Raw genomic sequence first — 22,490 nt, 5'->3', positions numbered from 1 at the left:
GGCCTCCTGACCGTTTCAGTGAAAGGCCATCACCATGTCCTACCCCGTTGAGCAGAACGAAAAGTTCGCCGCGTACGCACACCCCGAGCGCCTGGTATCCACCGACTGGCTCGCCGCTGCAATTGATGCCGGCGAGCTCGACGGCGGCAAGCTCGTGGTGGTCGAGTCGGACGAGGACGTGCTGCTGTACGAAACCGGCCACATCCCCGGCGCCGTCAAGATCGACTGGCACACGGATCTCAACGACGAGGTCACGCGCGACTACATTGACGGTGAAGCCTTCGCCGCCCTGGCCGCGGCCAAGGGAATTTCCCGGGACAGCACCGTAGTCATCTACGGCGACAAGTCCAACTGGTGGGCCGCGTACGCCCTGTGGGTCTTTACCCTGTTCGGCCACGAGGACGTCCGGCTCCTGGACGGGGGCCGCGACAAGTGGATCGCCGAGGGCCGTGCCCTCACCACCGAAACCACGGTTCCGGCTCCGGGGACCTACCCGGTGGTGAAACGCAACGATGCCCCGATCCGCGCCTTCAAGGAGGACGTCCTTGCCCACTTCGGCAAGCCGCTGATCGACGTCCGCTCCGCTGAGGAATACACCGGCCAGCGCACCCACATGCCGGCCTACCCGGAGGAAGGCGCCCTGCGCGGCGGGCACATCCCCACCGCGGCCTCCATCCCCTGGGCCCGCGCGGCTGCCGAGGACGGCACCTACCGCGACCGCAGCGAGCTCGAGGCCCTGTACCTGGGCGAGGCCGGGCTCAAGGAAGGCGACGACGTCGTGGCGTACTGCCGGATTGGCGAGCGGTCCAGCCACACCTGGTTTGCGCTGAAGTACCTGCTGGGCTTCGACACCGTACGCAACTACGACGGCTCCTGGACCGAATGGGGCAACGCCGTGCGCGTCCCGATCGTCAAGGGCGCCGAACGCGGCACGGTTCCGGCCGGTCGCTAGGTTCGGCGCCGGCGGTTGCGACCGGGACACAATTGCCGCTCGTGCGTAAGCTGGGAGTGATGAATACTTCTGCCCTCCCCGCCGCACTGGCGGAAATTGTTGACGACTTCCAGGCCTTGACTGAACCCGAGCGGCTTCAGCTGCTCCTTGAGTTCTCGCAGGGACTACCGGAGCTTCCGGAGAGGCTCCAGGACCACCCGGAACTGCTCGAGCAGGTGGTGGAGTGCCAGACGCCGCTCTTCCTCACCATTGAGACAGAACCGGCCGACGGCGGCGCGCCGGAGCGCGTCCGGCTCTACTTCAAGGCGCCCAAGGAAGCCCCCACTACCCGCGGCTTCGCCGGCGTGCTCCATGAAGGACTCGACGGCCTCAGCGCTGCGGAAATCCTGGCCGTCCCGGACGATATGCCCGAACAGCTCGGCCTCACCCGGGCCATCACTCCCCTGCGGATGCGCGGAATGACCGCCATGCTGGGCCGGATCAAGCGCAAAGTCGCCGCCTCCGGATCCCAGCACGCGCCGGCGCAGTCCTGACCTGCGGCGCTTAGACAATCAGCTAAGGACAATCAGCCGCGATGGCCCGAAAACAGGCATCCCAGGGAACTCCGGCCACCGCGGCACTCGCGGCCGCCGGGGTTCCCTTTGTCGTGCACCCCTACGCGCATGATCCTGCCGTAGCGAGCTATGGCCTTGAGGCCGCGGAGATGTTGGGCATCGACCCCGCCCGGGTCTTCAAGACCCTGATGGTCGACGTCGACGGCCGGCTCGCCGTCGGCGTCGTGCCCGTGAGCGGAAATCTGGACCTCAAGGCGATGGCTGCGGCCTTGGGCGGCAAGAAGGCCGCAATGGCGGACCCCGCCGCCGCGCAGCGACGTACCGGCTACGTGCTCGGCGGCATTTCGCCACTGGGGCAACGCCAGTCCTCCCCCACCGTGGTGGATGACAGTGCCCTGGCGCTGGCGACCATCCTGGTCTCGGGCGGCCGGCGCGGCCTGGACATCGAACTGGATCCGGCCGAGCTCATTCGGCTTACGGCCGCCCGCACCGCGAGGATCGGCACCCGGGACGACTGACTCTCCCGGCGATCGCGCGGCACATCACGGCAGTGTTGGCGTGAATCACCGCCGCCACCTGTCAGCCCGGTGTGGACTGCCCGGCCGCCGGCTCCTGGTCCCCGGGATTGACACGGGGCGCCAGCTGCTGCCGGAGCCAGGCCATGACCTGCCGCTCCCAGCGCTCCGGATCCACATTCCATTCTTTGGTGTGCCGAGCGGTGTTGAAGGACTCGAACGTGACCATCTCGGGATTCTTCTCAGCCAGCTCGGCGGAGGGCCCATACGGGACGTATTCGTCGTCAACGCTGTGCACAATGAGGGTCGGCGTCCGCAGTTCCACGGCTCGCGACACCCAGTCCATCGCCTTGAGGTCTACCGGGGCGGCCAGCCCGGTCAGCCGCCGGCCCAGAGGGTGGCTGAGCATCAGTTGCCCGTACCGCCCCACCGACGACGGGATCCGGTTCAGCTCCGCATGGTGGGCCAGCACGTTGACCCAGTTGATCACGGGGGCGTCCAGGACCATCGCCCGGATCAGCTGCCGATGCCGCGAGAGGTCGGCCGTCTGGAGGCAGATCGCGCCGCCCATCGACCAGCCGAACAGGACGACCTCCCGGGCGCCCTGCTCCAAGGCAAAGTCAATGGCAGCTTCGACGTCGCGCCATTCGGTGGAGCCCAGCCCGTAGCGCCCGTCGCTGGCTGACGGAGCCAGGCCGTCGTTGCGGTAGGAGATCAGCAGACTGGGCATGCCCAGGTCCCGAGCGGTCCGGACGGCCCTCAGGCCCTCCTGCCGTGAGGCGCCGCGCCCGTGCACCATGATCGCCCAGACGTCCGACACCGTGTCTTCCGTCGCCGGTACGGCGCGCACCAGCCATGCCGGCGCGGTTCCGCCCTCGACGTCGATCAGCACGTCGTCCGCCGAAAGGCCGATGGCGGCCGGATCCGGATAGGCCGCCCCGCTCCACCAGCCGCGGCGGGCGGTGGAAATGTCTCCGCTGTAGACGGTCTCGACTTCCCGCAGCACGGTGCGTTCGGCCGGCGAGTAGGAGAGGATCCGGCCGATCCGCGCGTGGCCCCGGCCGCCGTCGAAGAAGAACCCGTACACCCCGTCCACCGTGGCGTCCGGGGTTGCGGCCAGGATGACCTGCAGCCCGCGGCCCTCCCGGATCACGGCCAGCACTTCCTGGTCCGCGTCGCGGAACCTGGCAGGGGTGATGACACGGCGGGCGAAATACAGCGCGAGGGCGGATGATCCGGCGGCGAGCACGCCCGCAGCGGCGCTGCCTCCGATGATCCCTCCGACCGCCCACTTGGCGCTTCCGGAGGGCCCGGCAGCGGCGGATGGAGCAGGGACCGTTGCAGAGGCTGCGGCAACAGTGGTTGCCGCTCCGCGTGTGGCGGTCCGGGAGAGATCCGGCGGGAGGCGCAAGGAGGATGCCATGGCACCATTCTGACTGAACTGTCCGACAACGACGGCATTATGGCCCTTCACGAAGAAGGGGGTTGCTCCCGCAGCACCGCGCAGGTAGTTCCCCGCCAGCGGGGACACGGCGGAGCGGACAGAAGGCGGGGCCGACACGCGGCGGAGATACACCAGCGGGACACGGCATGGTGCGCGCCGGGACAGAACCATGCACGGCGACACGAGCGCGACTAGGCTGGGGTCATGAGTGATCCAATCGTCATTTTGACAGAAGAGCCCCTCGGTGCGGATGACCGCGTCAACATCGAAACCCTGATTGCGGGCGGTGATGCGCCCTTGCTGATCCTGGTTCCGGCCAATACCGAGCGGCACCTGATGGTGGATTTCCTGGAAAACCTTTCCATGCTCGAAGTTTCCAAAGCCTTCCGCGAACTGACGGCGCATTCCGACCCCGCCGAGGAGCGGGCCGAAGCCGCCGACACCCTGGCAGCGTCCCTTGCTGCCTTGGCCGGCCTCGGCGGCGGAGTCTCGGGCGAAATCGTCGAGGGCAAGGCCGTGGATGGCCTGGTCGCCAAGGTCAAGGAACTCAGCGCCGGGCAGGCCGTGGTGATCACCCGCCCGCACGCTGTCGCCGACACCTTCCACACCGACTGGGCCACCAAGGCACAGGACAAGCTGGGCCTGCCCGTCCTGCATCTGTACGCCGGTTCGGGATTTATAGGGGACTCCTAAGCGTTATTGAGGCTATGAGCATCTTCAAGAACAGGCCCAAACCCATGACCCTGGCAGTGCCCTCCGCCGAGCCCGACGCCGGCACCGCCACCACGCCGCTCGAACACAACCAGGTCGAACACAACCCGGTCGAAAAGACGGATGCCCAGTGGCGCGAGGAACTGACCCCTGAGGAGTACCGGGTGCTGCGCCAGGCCGGGACCGAACGGCCCTACACCGGCGAATACTGGGACACCCACACCCGGGGCGTGTATCAGTGCCGGGCGTGCGGCACCGAGCTCTTTACGAGCAATGAGAAGTTCGACTCGCACTGCGGCTGGCCGTCCTTCTGGGCGCCGCTTGCCGACGGCACAGTCCGCTATATCCACGACCGCACCATGGGCATGGACCGGGTGGAAGTCCGCTGCGCCACGTGCGATTCCCACCTGGGCCACGTGTTCGACGGCGAGGGTTACGGCACCCCCACGGACCAGCGGTACTGCATCAACTCCGTTTCGCTGAAGCTCGTACCCGCAGACGACGCCGGGAAGTAAGTCCGCCTGCCGGGCCCACCGGTGCCGAAACGCCGCCGCCGGGCCCGGCAGCCCTCCCTCTTCTTCCGCTGGAACAGTCTTTCGGAATCACTTGCCACAGTCTTTCTTATGCTCGAGGCACTTTTGCATTAGAGCTGCTGTTTGCTTGCTACGCTCGATTTAGATCCAGCGACACGCACCACAGCTACTAGAAAGGCGACCGTCGACGATGACCACGACCGCTCTTACCGCCCCCGCCCAGATCACGGCCAGCAACCAGGAATGGCTGCGGCTCAAGGCTGCCGCCACCGCGCTGCAGGCCCTTCAGATCCAGGACGGATCCGTCCCGGAAACCACAGCCCACGAAGCCGCGGCCGGGTACGTCGCAACCATCACCGCAGCGATTTCGGCCCTGGCGCCGTCCTTCCCGCACGACGCCCGCTACCTTGAACTGCTCGTCACCGACTTCGGCCGCTGGGCCGATGGCGGCTTTGGCGTGCCGGACTTCCTGGATTCCCTGCAGGCCTTCCAGCCGCAGCAGCACCGCGTCAACGGGCTCCAGCACCTCGTCGTGTTCCCGATGTACACCCAGAACGGCAGCAGCAACCGTCTGGTCGAGGCCGTGCTCATCGAGGTCATCTGGCCCGAGTTCATCGGCGGCCTGGAACAGGGCGAATACTCCAACAAGCTCTTCGTCCCGATCCGCTTCCTCGACTTCACCCCGGGCTACAACACCAACTCCGCCGTGCTCTTCCCCGAGACCGTCGCCGTCCGCGAGACCCCCACCTTCACGTGGGGCGCGATCTTCGCTGACCGCGAGGCTGCCCGCTTCCGCCGCGTCCTGCGCGCTGCTGCGGACATCACCTCGCTGCAGCTTCCCGACGACGCGGCAGCACTGCTGGAGGACCAGAAGCTGACGCAGGAAACGTTCGTCATGTGGGACCTGATCCATGACCGCACCCACATGCGCGGCGACCTGCCCTTCGACCCGTTCATGATCAAGCAGCGCATGCCGTTCTTCCTCTACTCGCTCGAGGAACTGCGCTGCGACCTCACCGCCTTCCGCGAGTCGGTCAAGATCGAGAAGGACGAGGACGCCGACCCTGAGGCACGCCGTCACGCCAAGCTCGTCCAGTACGCCGTGATCTTCGACCGCATCTTCCGCTTCGCGATCACCGGAACCCGCGTCCGCAACTACGACGGACTCGGCGGCCAGCTGCTCTTCGCGTGGATGCACCAGCACCACGTCCTGCACTGGACCGACAGCAAGCTCAGCATCGACTGGGACGAAGTTGCCGACGTCGTGGTTGAACTCGGCGCCCGCATCGAGGAACTGTACTGGCGCTCGATCGACCGCCCGAAGATGGCCCACTGGCTCGCCGCCTACGAACTCATCTCCGGCACGGTCACGCCCAACCCGGCGTCGGTCTGGGCCAAGGGTCCGGACGCCCTCCCGCTGGCCGGCCCGCCGCGCGGCCTCACGGACCAGGTCCTGGACGACGAGTTCCCGCTCTCCATGTTCTACGAGGCCCTCGAGAAGAAGATGCGGCCGGTCATTGAATCCACCGCCGGCATCACGGGGTCCTCTGACACCGGAGAAACCAGCGGCAGCGGCGCCGAGGCCCTGAACGCCGGATGAGTGCCGGACGCACTTTGAACGTGCTGGTCACGGGGGGCAGCGGGCCGTCGGGAATCGCGACGGCCCGCGCCCTGCGCGACGCGGGCCATGCGGTCTTCACCGTCGGCTCGGACGCCGCCCGGATCGAGGCCGCCGCTGCCGACGCCGGCAGCGGCGTCACGCCGCTTGTCTGCGACCTCGCCAGCCTGTCTGACGTCCGCGCCTTGCGGTCGAGCGTCGCGGGCCTCGTGGGAAGCGTCGACGGCGTCATCCACCTCGTGGGCGGCTGGCGCGGCGCGAAAGGCATCACGGACCAGAGCGACGAGGACTGGGACTTCCTGGAACGCAACGCCATCACCACGCTGCGGAACGTCAGCCGTGTCTTCTTCGATGACCTCGCAGCCTCGGACACCGGGCGCTTCGCCATGGTGTCCTCAACGGCCGTGAGCGCCCCGACGGCCGGCGGCGCCAGCTACGCCGCGGCCAAGGCCGCAGCCGAAGCCTGGACGCTGGCGGTCGCGGACGGCTTTCGACGGGCCCGGCCCGCGGCCGACGGCACAGGAAGCACCGAGCCAACCGGCCCGGTGCAGCACGCCACCGGCCAAGACAAAACGGGACTTAGCAGCGCCGCCGTCATCTTCGTGGTGAAGGCCCTCGTTGACCCTGCGATGCGGGCCAAGGCCCCCGAGCGCAAATTCCCCGGCTTCACGGACGTCGCAGACCTGGCGGCTGCCGTCGTCGGGCTCTTCAGCACTCCCGCCGGGGAACTGAACGGCCAGCGGTTGCTGCTCGGCCACTGAACTGCCCCCCGAACTTAGCGCCGTCTCCGGACTTAGCGACCGGACTTAGCCCTTGCGGGCCGACCTCTTAGACTGAAAGCGTGAGCAAAGCGATGACCAGCACAGTTGAAACTGCCCCTGCCAGCACTGCGGTGCGGCTCCATGATCCCTCCGTCCGCGGCTTCGCCTCGGACAACTACTCCGGCGTGCACCCGGAGGTCCTCGCGGCCCTGGCTGCCGCCAATGAAGGCCATCAGGTCTCCTACGGCGAGGACGAGTACACCGCCCGCCTGCAGAAGCTGATGGAAGACCACTTCGGCGACGGCATCGAGTGCTTCCCCGTTTTCAACGGCACCGGCGCCAACGTCCTGTCCCTGCAGTCGCTGCTGCCGCGCTGGGGTGCCGTAATCTGCGCCTCCACCGCCCACATCAACATGGACGAGAACGGCGCACCGGAGCGGATCGGCGGCATCAAGCTCCTGCAGGTCCCCACCACCGACGGCAAGCTCACGCCTGCCCTGATCGACCAGGAAGCCTGGGGCTGGGGCGATGAGCACCGCGCCCAGCCGCTGGCCGTCTCCATCACCCAGACCACCGAACTCGGCACGTGCTACACCCCGGAGGAGGTCCGGGCCATCGCGGAGCATGTCCACTCAAAGGGCATGAAACTGCACATGGACGGCGCCCGGCTGGCCAACGCCGCCGCGCACCTCGGCGTTCCGCTGCGGGCCTTCACCCGCGATGCCGGCGTGGACATCCTCTCCTTCGGCGGCACCAAGAACGGCCTGCTGTTTGGTGAGGTCGTCATCGCGCTGAACCCGGATGCCGCCCACGGCCTGATCTACCTGCGCAAGATGAACATGCAGCTGGCCTCGAAGATGCGCTTCATGTCAGCGCAGTTCATTGCCCTGCTCGAGGGGGATCTGTGGCTGCGGTCGGCCTCGCACGCCAACGCCATGGCCACCCGGCTGCGCGCCGGCGTCGAGTCGATCCCCGGCGTCACACTGAGCCAGAAGACCGAGTCCAACGGCGTCTTCGCCATCCTGCCTGCCGGTGTCGCAGACCGGCTGCGTACGTCCTTCCGCTTCTACGACTGGAATGAGGCGGCCCGTGAGGTCCGCTGGATGTGCTCCTTCGACACCACCGAGGAAGACGTTGATTCGTTCATTGCGGCCATCAAGCGCGAGCTCGCAGCTGCCTGAGCCCTGCACTGCTTCCCCTGTCCGGCGGCGAGCCTGCCGGGCAGGGGCGCAGCCGTTGCATAATCTTCCATGGTGAGCTCCCTCGATCAGGTTCCGGCAGATTTCCTCTTCGCCTTGGGGACCCTTCGACAGGCTCGGTGCCGCAGCGAACTTCACCTGGATGAAATTCCGGCGCCGTCGCGGCTGGCACCGTTCGCCGTCGCCTTGGGCGCAGAAGTGATCGGCCCGGGCGAATCCGCCGGCGGTGCGGTCCACGGCCCGGCCGCTGCGGCTTTGGCGCGTGCGTCCGGCAGCGACGACGTCGAACTCGCCACCGGCCGCTTCATCCTGCTCCACGATCCCGACGGCTCGGCCGTGTGGGACGGGGAGTTCCGGATCGTCACCTACATCCGCGCCCAGCTGGAACCTGAGATGGGCAACGACGAACTGCTGGGATCGGTGGCGTGGACCTGGCTGGTCGAGGCGCTGGACAACCACCAGGCGCCCTACCGCTCCGCCGGCGGCACGGCCACCAGGGTGCTCTCAGAGAGCTTTGGAACGTTGTCGGACCGGCCGGATTCGATCGACATCGAACTCCGGGCTTCCTGGACCCCCGCCACCCCGGACATCACCTCGCACCTGGAGGCGTGGTCGGACATGGTCTGCACCTTCGCCGGGCTGCCGCCCCTGCCCGAGGGTGTCACCCCCCTTCCCCGGCGCCCCCGCGGACACGCGTGAGGCGTTTATTCGGCCACGGTCACGGCCTTATACGCCATGTTGTCGGTAAACTGTAGAGACCATGACCCCTCAAAATCCGGAAATCAGCACGGCCGGCGCCGTTCACAATACGACAGAGGCCACTGACACCACAGCCCACATCACGGTGGAAGGCTTCGACAGCCTGGTCCCTGAAGTGATCGACCTCGACGCCCCCCGTGACGGCGTGCCTCTGGTCATCGAAACCCAGTCCGGACTCGAACGTTGCGCCGCGGCCCTCGCCGCCGGCCACGGGCCCGCGGGCGTGGATGCGGAACGGGCCTCGGGCTTCCGCTACGGCCAGCGCGCCTTCCTCGTCCAGATCCGGCGCGAAGGCTCCGGGACCTGGTTGATCGATCCCGAACCGTTCGGGGACTTGAGCATTATCAATGACGCCCTGCGCGGCGTCGAATGGATCCTGCACGCCGCCAGCCAGGACCTCCCCTGCCTGTCCGAACTCGGCATGTGGCCGGACAAGCTATTTGACACCGAGCTCGCCGCGCGGCTGGCCGGACTGCCCCGGGTGGGCCTCGCCGCCGTGATCGAACAGCTCCTGGGCTTCGGTCTGGCCAAGGAACACTCCGCCGCCGACTGGTCCACCCGGCCGCTGCCGGAACCTTGGCTGCGCTATGCCGCCCTCGACGTCGAAGTACTCACCGAGCTGCGCGAGGAACTCATCGAACTCCTCGTCGCGGACGGCAAGCTGGAGTATGCCGAACAGGAATTCGCCGCCATCCTTGAGGCCGGACAGGCCCCGCCGCGCGTTGACCCGTGGCGCAAGACCTCCGGGCTGCACCAGATCCGGGACCGCCGCCAGCTGGCCGCGGTCAGGGAGCTGTGGCTGGAGCGCGATTCCCTGGCCCAGAAGCGCGACGTCGCCCCCGGCCGGCTGATCCCCGACTCCGCCCTCGTCGCCGCCGCCAAGGCCATGCCCACCACGGTCCCGCAGCTCCTTGGCACCAAGGGGTTCCATGGCCGCGCCGCCCAGCGCGAGGCGCCCCGCTGGCTGCGCTGCATCGCCACCGCCAGGGCCCTGGAAGACCTTCCCCCGCTGCACCTGCCCACCAACGCTCCCCCGCCGCCGCGCGTCTGGGCGGACAGGGACCCCGAGGCCGCCGCGCGGCTTGCCACGGCCCGCCCCAAGCTTCAGGGCAGGGCCGAGGAACTGAATCTGCCCGTGGAAAACCTCCTAACGCCTGACTACCTCCGCCGGGTCGCATGGCGTCCGCCAGCCGAACTCAGCGAGGAAGGCGTGGCCGAGGAGCTCGCGAACCTCGGAGCACGCCAGTGGCAGATCGAAATCACCGCTCCGCTCATCACCGAGGCCTTCCTGCACCCCGAGCCGTTGCCCGCCAAGGAGCCGAAAGCCTCCGCGGAGGTGCCATCCGGTTCCGCCGGATAGTCCACCCCTCACGGTAGACCTCGAACGCGGCTCCCCCGCCTCCTTGCCAGCTATGTTACTGGCGAGTAACATGATGCATGATGTCGCCCGGATTCCCCTGCCTGCGGCAAGGCCTGCACCAGGCCTTGCCGCAGGCGCGGATCCGGCACCCATGTCTCAATGAGGAGCACCACGTGAGCCCAGCCAGCACGAGCGGAACAACCAGCAGCGGGAAAACCAACAGCGCGAGTCCCCGCACCGTGGGTCCCCGCGCCATTCGCGAGGTCGTCTTCGTCGACGGCGTCCGCACCCCCTTCGGCCGCGCGGGCGAAAAAGGCATCTATGCCGGAACCCGCGCCGATGACCTCGTGGTTAAGTGCATCCGCGAACTGATGCGCCGCAACCCCTCGCTTCCGGCGGAACGGATCGACGAAGTCGCGATCGCCGCCACCACCCAGACGGGCGACCAGGGCCTGACCATCGGCCGCACCGCCGCCCTGCTCGCCGGGCTCCCGCGGACCGTGCCCGGCTTCGCGATCGACCGCATGTGCGCCGGCGCCATGACCGCCGTGACCACGACGGCAAGCGGAATCGGCTTCGGCGCGTACGACGTCGTCATTGCCGGCGGCGTGGAACACATGGGCAACCACCCGATGGGCGCCGGCGCCGACCCCAACCCGCGCTTCATGTCGGAGCGGCTCGTTGACCCTGCGGCCCTGAACATGGGCAACACGGCCGAGAACCTGCACGACCGCTTCCCGGCCATCACGAAGGAACGCACCGACGCCTACGCCGTCGCTTCCCAGGACAAGCTGGCCGCTGCCTACGCCAAGGACCAGATCCAGCCCGACCTCGTGCCGGTGGCCACGATGAAGCCGGGCCAGGGCTGGACGGTGAACACGGTGGATGAGCCGCCGCGCCCGGGCACGACGGTGGAGGACCTCGCCGCGCTGCGGACCCCGTTCCGTGCCCACGGCCGGGTCACGGCCGGCAATGCCGCCGGACTCAACGACGGCGCCACCGCCGCCCTGCTGGCCTCCGCGGACGCCGCGGAGGAACTCGGCCTGCCGGTCAGGATGCGCCTGGTGTCCTACGCCTTCGCCGGCGTCGAACCCGAGGTCATGGGCATCGGCCCGGTCCCGGCCACCGAGAAGGCACTGAAGAACGCCGGCCTCGGCATCGGGGACATCGGCCTCTTCGAGATCAACGAGGCTTTCGCCGTCCAGGTCCTCAGTTTCCTGGACCACTTCGGGATCGCCGACGACGACCCCCGGGTGAACCGCTACGGCGGCGCGATCGCCGTCGGGCACCCGCTGGCATCCTCCGGCGTACGGCTGATGAACCAGCTGGCCCGGCAGTTCGAAGAAGACCCCACGGTCCGGTACGGCATGACCACCATGTGCATTGGCCTCGGCATGGGCGCCACCGTCATCTGGGAGAACCCGCACCACCCGGATTACGGCACGGAATACACAATCTCCGAATCCGCCACCACCACGACTGGAGCCACAGCATGAGCGCCGCTGATTTCCGCAAGCTTGCCGATCTCTTCCCGAACGAGACGGTGACGCACTCCTACGTCCAGGACATCCAGCTCCCCGCCGTCAACGGCACGAGCCCCGGCACCTTCGTGCTGGTCACGCTGGACAACGGCCTGGACCACTCCAAGCCCACCACCCTGGGCCCGAACACCCTGATCGAACTCGGCACCGTGCTGGAGGGGCTGCGGGAGCGTGCCGCGCGCGGCGAGATCGTCGGCGTCGGCGTAACCGGCAAGCCGTACTTCCTGGTTGCCGGCGCGGACCTGTCCACGGTCAAGTCGGTCAGCGGCCGTGAACAGGGCCTCTGGATGGCCCAGCTCGGCCACGACGTCTACGCCACCCTGGCAAACCTCGGCGTCCCCAGCTTCGCGTTCATCAACGGCCTGGCCCTGGGCGGGGGGCTAGAGATCGCCCTGCAGTCCACCTACCGCACCGTCTCCACCGGAGCCGGCGCGCTGGCCCTGCCGGAAGCGTTGATCGGGCTGATCCCGGGCTGGGGCGGGGTGTATATCCTGCCGCGGCTGATCGGGCCGGAGAACGCGCTCAAGGTCATGATCGAAAACCCGCTGAGCAACAACCGCACGCTCACCGGCCCGCAGGCCTTTGAGCTCGGCGTGGCGGACGCCATGTTCGAGCCCGCGGACTTCATTGAGCAGTCCGTCGCCTGGGCCGCGAAGGTCATTGCCGGCGCCGCGGCGCCGGAGCGGGCCAACGCCGTCGACCCCGCCGCTCCGGAGGTCGCAGCGCGTTGGGCGGCCGCCGTCGCGAAGGGCCGGGCCTTTGTCGAGGCGAAGACGTCCAATGCCTCACCCGCGCCGGCCAAGGTCCTCGATGTCATGGAGGCCAACCGGACCCTGACGCAGGCGCAGTCCGCCGAACTCGAGTGCGACACCCTCGCGGACCTCATGCAGACCCCCGAGTTCCGCTCCACCGTCTACGCGTTCCTGGACCTCGTGCAGCGGCGCGCGAAGCGCCCGGCCGGCGCCCCGGACCGGAAGCTCGCCCGCCCGGTGGGCAAGGTGGGCGTCGTGGGGGCGGGCCTGATGGCAAGCCAGCTCGCCCTGCTCTTCGCCCGCCAGCTCAAGGTGCCGGTGGTGATGACGGACATCGACCAGGCCCGGGTGGACAAGGGGGTTGGCTACGTGCACGCCGAGGTGGACAAGCTGCTGGCAAAGAAGCGGATCAGCCCCGACGCCGCGAACCGCACCAAGGCGCTGGTCACCGGCTCCGTGTCCAAGGAAGCCTTCTCGGACGCCGACTTCGTGATCGAGGCCGTCTTCGAGGAACTCAACGTCAAGAAGCAGGTCTTCAAGGAGGTCGAGGCGATCGTGTCGCCCGAGTGCATCCTTGCGACCAACACCTCGTCGCTGTCCGTCACGGCAATGGCCGCGGACCTGGAACACCCGGAACGGCTCGTCGGGTTCCACTTCTTCAACCCTGTGGCGGTCATGCCGCTGCTGGAAATTGTCCGCGCGCCGAAGACCGACGACGCCGTGCTGGCTACCGCCTTCGAGCTTGCCAAGGGGCTGAAGAAGTCCGCCGTGCTCGTCAAGGATGCCGCCGCATTCGTGGTCAACCGCGTTCTGCTGCGCCTCATGGGCGAAGTAACCGCCGCCTTCGACGAGGGCACCCCGGCCGAGGTCGCAGACAACGCGCTGCGGCCGATGGGCCTGCCGATGACTCCCTTTGTGCTTGGCGCCATGGTGGGCCTGCCGGTAGCCCAGCACGTCCAGGAGTCGCTGCACGCGGCCTTCGGGGACCGGTTCCGGGTTTCGGCGAACTTGCAGGCGCTGATCGACAACGGCGTGAAGTCCATCTGGGCTCCGGGTGCGGACGGCAAGCCAGTCATCCCGACCGAGACCCTCGCGCTGATGTCCTTCGGTAGCAGCCCGTCCACCGCGGAGGAAGTCCTGCGCCGCACGCAAGACGCCCTTGCGGAGGAAATCGGGCTCATGCTCGAGGAGGGTGTGGTGGCCGGTCCGGAGGACATCGATCTCTGCATGATCCTTGGCGCAGGCTGGCCGATGTTCCTGGGTGGCATCACCCCGTATTTGGACCGGGTGGGCGCCTCGGAGCGGGTCAACGGCAAGAAGTTCCTGGCCCCGGGCGTAGCCTCCGAGCCCGCCGCCTGACCGGCCGCGGTTTCGCCACGAAAGCGCCGTTGTCCCCGCCAATCGGTCGGGCAACAACGGCGCTTTTTTGTGTGCGGCGGCGCTCGGACGGCGCCTTCTGCCAGCACTCGCAGATCATGAGGACGTTGCTCAGAGCTCCCGCAGGCTCCCGCCGTCGAGTTCCAGAATCCGATGCGCCGTCGCGCGGGCGTAGGCGAGGTCGTGGGTGACCATGACGACGGCGGTCCCCCGCGCCGCCGCGTCGTCTACGGCCCTGCCGAGCCGTTCGAGTCCGTGCCGGTCCAGCCCCACCGTGGGCTCGTCCAGGGCCAGCACTGCCGGTTCGCGGGCCAGGACCGTGGCGAGGGCGAGCAACCGCTGCTGCGAGGCGGGAAGTTCGGCCGGGTGGAAAGCCCCGGCAGCGACGGAGAGCCCGACGGCGGTCAGCGCCGCGCGTGCCCTGTCCTCGGCTTCTGCCTTGCCGAAGAGCTGCCGGAGGCCGAACGCGGCTTCGCGCAGGACGGTTCGTTCGAAGAGCTGATCCCGCGGGTGCTGGAACAGCAGGCCCACAGAGGCCGCAACCGTACCCACGGGCACGCCGGCGATGCTGCGTCCGCAGACCCGGACGTCTCCCTCGGTGGGCCGAAGCAATCCGTTGAACTGCCGCAGGAGGGTCGACTTGCCGGCTCCGTTGGGACCGGTCACGGCGATGATCTCGCCTTGGTGAACGGCGAGGTCCACGTCCCGCAGGACCCGTTGCCGGGGACCGGTCCCGCGCCGCCGCTGGTCCTGGCCGTAGCCGAACCCGACGCCGCATAGTTCAAGGCATGGTTCGAGCGCTGCCGACCGGGGTCCAGGTACGGCGGGAGACGCCGGGCCCGGACCGGGGACTGCGCCGGCGTCAGGGCGGTGAGTTCCGGGCACAAGCACCCCGGCGTGTTCCAGCTCGGCCGAGCCGATCAGCTGTGCCGGCGCCCCCGCGGCGGTGACTGTCCCGGCGTCGAGGACGGTCCAGTGCGTGGCTTCGCGGGCAAGCCGGTCGGCAGACTGGCTCAGCAGGACGACGCCGGTCCCGGCCATACAGAGGCTGCGTACCAAGTCCTCGATCCGGGCGGCTCCGGCCGCGTCCAGCGATCCCAGCGGCTCGTCAAGAATGAGCATGTCCGGTTCGGTGATGACGGCGCAGCCCACGGCGAGCCTGCGCAGCTCGCCGCCGGAGAGGGTGGCCGGGTCGCGGTCCAGTAGCCCGGACAGGCCGGTCCGCGCGGCAGTGCGCTCGACTGCGCGGAGCATGTCCTCCCGTGGCGTCGCGCGGAGTTCCAGGCCGAAGGCCAGCTCCTCGGCGACTGTGGCGCGCACCGTGGAAAGCATCGAGGCGGCGTCCTGCGGGACAAAGGCCACGCGGCGGGACCATTCGGCCGGGTTGATCCGCGGGTCGCCGGGCGCGCCTGCGAACTCCAGTCGGGTGCCGTCGAGCTCGAGGCTGCCGCGGAACTCCCCCGCCTGGCCGGCACGCAGCCAGGCTGCCAGCAGTTTTCCGAGCGTGGACTTTCCGCTCCCGGAGCCGCCCAGGACGGCGGTCAGGGAGCCGGGCGTGACTGAAAGAGTTACATCGCGCAGCGCCGGCTGGCTCTCGCCATGAAATGTGAAGGCATCAATCCGTGCCCGGAGAGCCGTGCGGGTGGCCGCCGTCACGACGGGCCTCCGGCAGGCCAGGAGACAACGAGCCGCGCGGCGACGGCTGCAGAAGCGAGCACGAATGCGGCGGCCCGGAAGAGCCGCTGGGGAGGCGGGTCGGGGACGTCGCGGTAACTGGTGCGGGGTCCGGGGCTGCCGAACCCGCGGGCCTCGAGCGCCTGGGCGCGGCTGCCGGCGTCGTCCATCAGGGCCAGAACCAGCGGAATCATCTGCAGGCGCAGCGCGCCGGCGCGCGACCACACGCCGCCGCGGATCACCATCCCGCGCGTTTCCTGGGCCTGCCGGATCCGGTCCAGGCGGCCCGCGACGGCAGGCAGGAGGGTCAGGGTTGAGGCCAGCACGAACCCGAACTGCGGCGGGATCCGGCGGGCCGAGAGGGCCGAAACAAGGTCCGGGACGCTCACCGTGAAGGAAAAGAGGAGGAACACCAGGACGCAGGCGGCGGTCCGGGTTCCGAGCTCCAGTGCGAATCGCAGGCCCTCGGCGGTGACCCGGGCCGGACCCCACTGGGCAAGGACAGTGTGGCCTTCGGGGAAGAAGAGACCGTGCAGCACCAGCAGGGACAGGAACAGGGGCACCAGAATCACCGCCGCGGCGGACAGGACGCGCCCCGCGACTCCACGGCGAACCGCGAGGACCACCGCGGCAAGTCCCACGGCGACGGACAACGGCCAACTGGCTGCCGCCGTCGTGATGACGGCAGTACAGGCCGCCGCCGTCAGCGCGGTGAAGGGGTGAAGGCGCAGGCTCATAGGATCAGGGCCGCAGTGTCACAGCGTCATTGTTCAGGCGTCGGGCGCCGACGGGGCTTTGCCGGCGAGCACGCGGAAACGCCGTACGAAGGGGAACTGGAACGTAGTGCGGCGGGGCAGGGCGTAGGCCAGCAGCGCCGCGATGGTGAAGACGATCGCTTTGTCCATGGGGTCCGAAATCAGGGCCTGCTTGGTGATAGCGGCCAGGAGGGTGTCCCCCATGGCGCGGAAAGCGCTAACGATCGCACCGGTGCCGAGGCCGGACGTGCCGCCAAAGACGAAGGCGGCGATCGGGGCGGAGACGACGCCGGCGAGGATGCCGGTGATGAAGCCGGCCACGGGTGCGAGGTAGAAGCGGCGGAACAGGCCGACGCGGGCAGCCATGCCGGCGAGGAAGCCGATGAGGGCGGCGCCGGCGGCGAACGGCAGGACAGTGGGGTTGAAGAAGGACCAGACGATGCTGCTCAGCGCACCCGTGGCGGCGCCGGCGGCCGGGCCGGCGAGGACCCCGATCAGTACGGTGCCGATCGCGTCGATGTAGAACGGCAGGCCGGTGCTGCCCATGAGCTGTCCGAGGACCACGTTCAGGACAAGTGCCACGGGGATGAGGACCAGAGTGGAAGTGGGAAGGACCGGCAGGACGGCGACAATCAGCAGCACAGCGCCGAGCAGGAAGCCCCCGAGGGCCACGAGGGCCGAGAAACTTGCCGGGCCGTTGGCAATGTCAGCGGGCTGGGTCAGCACCAGGAAGACGTAGGTGGCGGCGATGGATGCGGCGCCGGCGATTTCGAGCAGGCGGCGACCGCGGCCGGCCGCCTGTCCAGGGTCCGTGACCGTAAGAGCTGGCTGTGACATGGGAGGTGTTCCTTTGGGTGGGTGCGACAACATCCGCCTCATGTCACCTCGGCGCAGCTACCATCCTAGCGATCCGCGGACCCGCAAGGGAACCCACTGGCCGCCCCGCCTCAGGCGGAACGCCTCAGGTGCCCGGCGACCGCGCACCCACGGCGCGTCCAAGGGCACCAATTGAGGAAATCAGTTCGTCGAAGCAGTGCTCGGGGTTGTTATCGGACACAATCCTGGCGTTGGGCGGCAGCCCCCAGAGCCCGCGGAAGTCTGCCACCGTGGTGCCGATCAGCAGCGGAGAGTCCGTTTCGACGTCGACCGTGGCCGGGCGGGTGGTGAACGGTGTGCGTCCCGCGGCAACGCACGCCGCGAAGGCGTCGTGCACGTGCGCCACATAGCCTTGGTCGTAGAGCCGGTGGAACTCGAAGTAGAAGCGCAGGGCGTCGGACAGGCAGGCGACGAGCGGGTTCCCGGACCGGCTGCGCAGGCCCTCGGGCTGCTCCGGGAGGACCAGTTCCGGCTCCGGCGCGCCCGCGGCCTCGCTCAAGTGCCGCAAGTGCTCCGGTTGCATCTCGATCCGCTCGGTGGTCTCCAGCGCACAGACGATCGGCAGCTTGTCCTCGGGCAGCCCGCGGTAGGCGGCGAACACTTCCTTGGCGGCGTGCGGGTCCACCGAGGTGTTCCATTCGGCCGTCGGGGTGGTGTTGCCCTGGTAGTAGTAGCTGCCGCCCATGATGACGAGCCCCTTGAGCAGCCGAGGGAGCTCCGGTTCGCGGCGCAGGGCGAGGGCAAAGTTGGTCAGCGGGCCGGTGATCAGTCCGGTGATCTCCCCCGGATGTGCCCGCACCTCCTCCACCCAGACGTCGACGGCGTGCCGCGCCGAGATCTGTTGGACCGGCGCCGGCAGCTCGGCGTAGCCGATTCCCTGCGGCCCGTGGGTCTCCTCGGTGGTGACCAGCGGGATTTCCAGCGGAACTTCGGCGCCGATGGCCACCTCGATGCCTTGGCGGCCGCACAACTCCAGCAGGGCCAGGTTGTTCAACGCCACCTGCCGCGCCCCGACGTTCCCGGCGGTGCAGGTGATGGCTTGGATCCGGACGTCGGGCCGGGACAGCAGATAGACCAGTGCCAGCGCGTCGTCGATCCCGGTGTCGACGTCCATGAGGATCGATTGGGTATCCAGCGCCGACTCGCTCGAGGCTTGCTTGGTCAGAACAGTGCCACCTTGGGCGTGCGCGGGAAGAGGTCGTCCAGCTCGGCGAGTTCGGCAGGGCTTGGCTTCCAGGCCACGGCGGCGGCGTTCTGGCGCACCTGCTCCGGCGTGGTGGCGCCGGCGATGACGCTGCTGACGGACGGCTGCGCGGCCAGCCAGGAGAACGCGACCTGGACCTCGGTGAGACCGCGCGCGGCGGCGAAGTCGCCGAAGGCACCCAGCTGTTCCCAGTCGGCGTCGTTCACCAGGTTGGTGCGGGTGTGGCTGAGCCGGGAGCCCTCGGGAGCGCGACCGGCGGAGTACTTGCCGGTGAGCAGGCCGTTGGCGAGCGGGAAGTACGGCAGGACGCCCAGCCCGTAGGCCTCGGCGGCGGGGGTCACCTCAAGCTCCGCACGGCGGTCCAGCAGGTTGTAGTGGTTCTGGCTGGAGATGAAGCGCACTCCCCCGCGGGCGCGGGCCACGAACTCGGCCTCGGCGATCTGCCAGCCAGCCCGGTTGGAGTGCCCGATGTAGCGGACCTTGCCGCTGGTCACGAGGTCCTCGAGGGCTGAGAGCGTCTCATCGATGGGCGTCAGCGGGTCCGGGGTGTGGAACTGGTAGAGGTCGATCCAGTCCGTGCCGAGCCGGCGCAGCGAGGATTCCGCGGCCTTGATGATGTAGCGGCGGGATCCGCGGGCGCCGAAGTCCTCGCCGTTGGCGCCGCGCATGTCCATGCCGAATTTCGTGCCGATCACGGCGTCGTCCCGGCGTGAGCCAAGGGCCGTGCCCAGCATTGTCTCGCTGAGTCCGGGTTCCCGGCCGTAGCTGTCCGCGACGTCGAAGAAGGTGATCCCGGCGTCCAGGGCGGCATGCACGACGGCGTCCGTGCCCTCCTGCGATTCCGTCACGGTCCCGGGCCGACCCAGGTTGTTGCAGCCAAGTCCCACGACCGAGACGGATAGTCCGGAATTTCCCACACGGCGGTATTCAGTCATGGATTTACCCTATAACGGCCGGTCGGGCGTCCCGTCCAACGCCGCCGTCACGGCTATCCCGCGGGCAGTTCCAGGCCGTGCTCGTCCATGGCGTCCTGGAGCTGCGCGAGGGTGCGCGGGCAGACGCCCGGCATCCCGGCAAGCCGGCGACGGCCAAGCTCCACGAGATGCTCGAGGGTATCCACCCCCGCGTGCGCGAGCGACTTGCGCGCCGGCGCCGCCAGTCCCGCGGGGAGCGGTGTGCTGCCTGGTTGAGAGGATTTTCGCGTCATTGCGTTGCCTTTCAGTCGGTTGCCCCAAACTGATGCGAGCCGTGCAGGGCTCCCTGCCGGTGTTGGCTAGAGCGTGAAGCTGCTGGCCGGTTTCGGTGAGTGTTTGAGCTTGAAGGTCTCCTCACCAAACGGCGCGGCCCCAATGCTCAGCTTGGTGAAGTCCAGGTCCTCGCCCCGGATGCAGACCTTTATGGCGTTGACCGTCTTGTTGACGTCCGGGGTGAGGCAGAAGATGTTGAGCCGGCCATCTGAAAACTCGCTCCGGTCCACGATCCCCAGGCCCCGCCAGGCCAGATGGCTGATGAGGGCATCCTTGGCTTTCTCCTCGAGGTACTTGTCGCGGCTGGTCCCCTCCTTGGTCTTCAGGGCGTACTGGGCCACCACCCAGAACTGTTCTTCGTCCGGAATTTCGGCGTAGCCGTCCTCGGCGCATTGCACCGCGAAGGCGTCCATGAGGCGCTCGGCAACTTCGGCGTCTTCGACGTCGGTCTCGTCGGTTTTGCTTTGGTGCCCGACGACGCCGTGGTTCATCACGAACTGGCTGTAGTCCTCGTCAAACCAGGCCTCCCTGAACTGCAGGGTGCCCTCTTCGTCGCGTTTGTAAACCCGGATAATTCCACTCATATGCCAGTTCCTTCCTGGGCCGCACGGCGCCGCCAAGGGTGGGGCCGTACGGGGTCGTGCTCAACAGACGTGCTGGCTACAGCAGCGGCAGGCTGCCGGTGCTGGGGTGTTCGTGACCGGGCAAGGGACGCGCGAACGGCACCTTGGTGCCCAGGACCTGGGCGACGACGTCGTGCGTGATCTGCTGGGCGGTCAGCCCGACGCGTTCGAGGACCTGTTTTCTGGTGCCGTGATCGAGGAATTCGACGGGGAGGCCGACCTCGTTGAGGGCGGTGTCCACTCCGGCAGCGCGCATCTCCTGGCGGATCCGCGAGCCGACACCGCCGGCGCGCACACCGTCCTCGATGCAGATGACCAGGCGGTGGTTCGCGGCGAGGTCGATGATGGAACGCCGGACCGGGAGGACCCAGCGGGGATCCACCACCGTGGAGCTGATCCCCTGGGCGCCGAGCCGGTTGGAGACGTCCAGCGCGAGTTCGGACATGGCGCCGACGCTCACGATCAGGACGTCGTTCTCCGCGGAACCTGCGGGGCGGCGGGCCAGCACATCGACGCCGTCAGCCAGCCGTTGGAGCGCCTCGACCTCGGCGCCGACGCTGCCCTTGGAGTAGCGGATCACGCTGGGGGCGTCTTCGATGGCCACGGCCTCGCGCAGTTCCTCCCGCAGCCGTGTGGCGTCGCGCGGTGCGGCGAGGTGGAGGCCGGGGACGATCTGGACCATGGCCATGTCCCACATGCCATGGTGGCTCGCGCCGTCGGGCCCGGTGACCCCGGCCCGGTCCAGGACGATCGTGACGCCTGCCTTATGCAGGGCCACGTCCATCAGCAGCTGGTCGAAGGCACGGTTCAGAAACGTTGCGTAGACGGCGACCACCGGGTGCAGTCCCCCGAACGCCATTCCGGCCGCCGAGGTGAGGGCGTGCTGCTCGGCGATGCCGACATCGAACACGCGGTCCGGGTGCCGGGCGGCGAACTTGTGCAGCCCGACCGGGATCAGCATGGCCCCGGTTATGCCGACGATGTCCGTGCGCTCGTCGGCAATGTCGGCGATCTCATCGGCGAACACGGCGGTCCAGGACTTGGCGCCACCGGCCTCGGCGGGGGCGCCGGTCTCCGGGTCGATGATCCCGACCGCATGGAACTGGTCCGCTTCATGGGCGCGGGCCGGAGCGTAACCGTGGCCTTTTTCCGTCATGGCGTGCACGATCACGGGCCCGGCATAGTTCTTCGCCGTGGAGAGGGCGTTTTCCATGGCCTGGAGATTGTGGCCGTCCACGGGGCCGATGTACTTCATGCCGAGGTCCTCGAACATGCCCTGCGGAGCCCACCAGTCTTTGAGGCCCTTCTTCATGGCGTGCAGGCTCTTGTAGGTGAACTGTCCCGCGGGGCCGCCGTTCTGCAGCCTGCGCTTCCACCATTCGAGGGTGCCTTCATAGGCGGGGGCGGCGCGGAGGGAATCGATGGTGGGACGCAGGGATGCAAGGTAGTCGGCGAACCCGCCGACGGTCGGGGCGTAGGAGCGTCCGTTGTCGTTGACCACAATGACGACGCGGCGCTTCTTGTCCGCCGCGATGTTGTTGAGGGCCTCCCAGGCCATGCCGCCGGTCAGGGCACCGTCGCCCACCACCGCGACGACGAAGCGGTCGCCGTCGCCGGTCAGTTGCCGGGCGCGGGAGATGCCGTCGGCCCAGGACAGTGACGAGGACGCGTGCGAGCTTTCCACGATGTCGTGCTCGGATTCCCCGCGGTCCGGGTAGCCCGAGAGGCCGCCCTGCTGGCGGAGGGTGCTGAAATCCTGGCGGCCGGTGAGGAGTTTGTGGACGTAGGACTGGTGCCCGGTGTCAAAGACAATGCTGTCGCGGGGGGAATCGAAGATCCGGTGTACCGCGATGGTGAGCTCGACGACGCCGAGGTTCGGGCCCAGGTGCCCTCCCGTCTGGGAGACGTTGCCGATCAGGAAATCCCTGACCTCGGCTGCCAGCTGATCCAGCTGCGCCCCGGACAACTTACTCAGGTCCTGCGGATTCCGGATGGTGTCCAAGATTCCCAACGGCCCCTCCTTCGGGTGGTAGAC

General features: G+C 68.4%; 21 protein-coding genes. 12 read left to right on the top strand and 9 right to left on the bottom strand.

All coding sequences use genetic code 11. From position 1 onward, the window contains the following. Window positions 1-34: 34 nt before the first annotated feature. The 3 genes from ABD243_RS11785 to ybaK are packed head-to-tail and all read left to right on the top strand — an operon-like array spanning window position 35 to window position 2,024. Window positions 35-952: a sulfurtransferase gene (locus ABD243_RS11785; protein ID WP_344365731.1), complete on the top strand. Its 918-nt coding sequence runs from the start codon at window positions 35-37 to the stop codon at window positions 950-952. Window positions 953-1,011: 59 nt separating this feature from the next. Beyond that, entirely contained in the window at window positions 1,012-1,485 is a 474-nt protein-coding gene (locus ABD243_RS11780) for a SufE family protein (RefSeq protein WP_344365728.1), read from the top strand. Window positions 1,486-1,526: 41 nt separating this feature from the next. After that, window positions 1,527-2,024: a Cys-tRNA(Pro) deacylase gene (ybaK, locus tag ABD243_RS11775; RefSeq protein WP_344365726.1), complete on the top strand. Its 498-nt coding sequence runs from the start codon at window positions 1,527-1,529 to the stop codon at window positions 2,022-2,024. 61 nt (window positions 2,025-2,085) lie between these two features. On the opposite strand, the gene ABD243_RS11770 is transcribed toward ybaK, so the two are convergent. Next, the gene (locus ABD243_RS11770) at window positions 2,086-3,444 is read right to left on the bottom strand and encodes an alpha/beta hydrolase family protein (RefSeq protein WP_344365722.1); all 1,359 of its coding nucleotides are present in this window, start codon (window positions 3,442-3,444) and stop codon (window positions 2,086-2,088) included. A 225-nt stretch (window positions 3,445-3,669) separates the two neighbouring features. Here ABD243_RS11770 and ABD243_RS11765 point away from each other — a divergent pair, with 225 nt between their 5' ends. From ABD243_RS11765 to ABD243_RS11725, 9 genes are all read left to right on the top strand, one after another. Beyond that, on the top strand, window positions 3,670-4,158 hold the full coding sequence (locus ABD243_RS11765; RefSeq protein ID WP_116768165.1) for a hypothetical protein: 489 nt from the start codon (window positions 3,670-3,672) through the stop codon (window positions 4,156-4,158). Between the two features lie 14 nt (window positions 4,159-4,172). Beyond that, window positions 4,173-4,691, top strand: coding sequence for a peptide-methionine (R)-S-oxide reductase MsrB (msrB, locus tag ABD243_RS11760; protein ID WP_344365719.1), 519 nt, complete (start codon window positions 4,173-4,175; stop codon window positions 4,689-4,691). A gap of 208 nt (window positions 4,692-4,899) precedes the next feature. After that, a complete protein-coding gene (locus ABD243_RS11755; protein ID WP_116768167.1) occupies window positions 4,900-6,309 on the top strand; it encodes a DUF6421 family protein in 1,410 nt (469 codons plus the stop codon). Continuing rightward, on the top strand, window positions 6,306-7,088 hold the full coding sequence (locus ABD243_RS11750) for an SDR family NAD(P)-dependent oxidoreductase (RefSeq protein WP_344365716.1): 783 nt from the start codon (window positions 6,306-6,308) through the stop codon (window positions 7,086-7,088). Before ABD243_RS11755 ends, ABD243_RS11750 begins: the two co-directional genes overlap by 4 nt. Before the next feature lie 92 nt (window positions 7,089-7,180). Continuing rightward, on the top strand, window positions 7,181-8,269 hold the full coding sequence (locus ABD243_RS11745) for a threonine aldolase family protein (protein WP_344365745.1): 1,089 nt from the start codon (window positions 7,181-7,183) through the stop codon (window positions 8,267-8,269). Between the two features lie 69 nt (window positions 8,270-8,338). Next, entirely contained in the window at window positions 8,339-8,986 is a 648-nt protein-coding gene (locus ABD243_RS11740) for a DUF3000 domain-containing protein (RefSeq protein WP_344365713.1), read from the top strand. Between the two features lie 61 nt (window positions 8,987-9,047). Beyond that, window positions 9,048-10,406, top strand: a complete 1,359-nt coding sequence (locus ABD243_RS11735; protein ID WP_344365711.1) for an HRDC domain-containing protein — start codon at window positions 9,048-9,050, stop codon at window positions 10,404-10,406. A 254-nt stretch (window positions 10,407-10,660) separates the two neighbouring features. Then, on the top strand, window positions 10,661-11,902 hold the full coding sequence (locus ABD243_RS11730; protein WP_344365742.1) for a thiolase family protein: 1,242 nt from the start codon (window positions 10,661-10,663) through the stop codon (window positions 11,900-11,902). Next, complete coding sequence (locus tag ABD243_RS11725; RefSeq protein ID WP_344365709.1) at window positions 11,899-14,058, top strand: 3-hydroxyacyl-CoA dehydrogenase NAD-binding domain-containing protein; 2,160 nt, start codon at window positions 11,899-11,901, stop codon at window positions 14,056-14,058. Before ABD243_RS11730 ends, ABD243_RS11725 begins: the two co-directional genes overlap by 4 nt. Before the next feature lie 129 nt (window positions 14,059-14,187). On the opposite strand, the gene ABD243_RS11720 is transcribed toward ABD243_RS11725, so the two are convergent. The 8 genes from ABD243_RS11720 to dxs all read right to left on the bottom strand — a co-directional run bounded on the left by ABD243_RS11720 (window position 14,188) and on the right by dxs (window position 22,466). Next, entirely contained in the window at window positions 14,188-15,732 is a 1,545-nt protein-coding gene (locus tag ABD243_RS11720) for an ABC transporter ATP-binding protein (protein ID WP_344365707.1), read from the bottom strand. Then, the gene (locus ABD243_RS11715) at window positions 15,729-16,487 is read right to left on the bottom strand and encodes an energy-coupling factor transporter transmembrane component T (protein ID WP_344365704.1); all 759 of its coding nucleotides are present in this window, start codon (window positions 16,485-16,487) and stop codon (window positions 15,729-15,731) included. Before ABD243_RS11715 ends, ABD243_RS11720 begins: the two co-directional genes overlap by 4 nt. 33 nt (window positions 16,488-16,520) lie before the next feature. Next, the gene (locus tag ABD243_RS11710) at window positions 16,521-17,342 is read right to left on the bottom strand and encodes an ECF transporter S component (protein WP_344365701.1); all 822 of its coding nucleotides are present in this window, start codon (window positions 17,340-17,342) and stop codon (window positions 16,521-16,523) included. A gap of 124 nt (window positions 17,343-17,466) precedes the next feature. Then, entirely contained in the window at window positions 17,467-18,495 is a 1,029-nt protein-coding gene (locus tag ABD243_RS11705) for a nucleoside hydrolase (protein WP_344365699.1), read from the bottom strand. A gap of 47 nt (window positions 18,496-18,542) precedes the next feature. Beyond that, complete coding sequence (locus ABD243_RS11700; RefSeq protein WP_344365697.1) at window positions 18,543-19,520, bottom strand: aldo/keto reductase; 978 nt, start codon at window positions 19,518-19,520, stop codon at window positions 18,543-18,545. Between the two features lie 53 nt (window positions 19,521-19,573). Beyond that, window positions 19,574-19,792, bottom strand: a complete 219-nt coding sequence (locus ABD243_RS11695; protein WP_344365695.1) for a helix-hairpin-helix domain-containing protein — start codon at window positions 19,790-19,792, stop codon at window positions 19,574-19,576. A gap of 66 nt (window positions 19,793-19,858) precedes the next feature. After that, the gene (locus ABD243_RS11690) at window positions 19,859-20,416 is read right to left on the bottom strand and encodes a hypothetical protein (protein WP_116768180.1); all 558 of its coding nucleotides are present in this window, start codon (window positions 20,414-20,416) and stop codon (window positions 19,859-19,861) included. Window positions 20,417-20,492: 76 nt separating this feature from the next. Beyond that, the gene (dxs, locus tag ABD243_RS11685; RefSeq protein ID WP_344365739.1) at window positions 20,493-22,466 is read right to left on the bottom strand and encodes a 1-deoxy-D-xylulose-5-phosphate synthase; all 1,974 of its coding nucleotides are present in this window, start codon (window positions 22,464-22,466) and stop codon (window positions 20,493-20,495) included. Between the last annotated feature and the right edge of the window lie 24 nt (window positions 22,467-22,490).

Origin of the sequence: Arthrobacter humicola (assembly GCF_039531445.1) — a bacterium.
Taxonomy (GTDB): domain Bacteria; phylum Actinomycetota; class Actinomycetes; order Actinomycetales; family Micrococcaceae; genus Arthrobacter; species Arthrobacter humicola.
The sequence above is the reverse complement of the archived record's forward strand: the minus strand, read 5'-3'. Positions and strand labels throughout refer to the sequence as shown.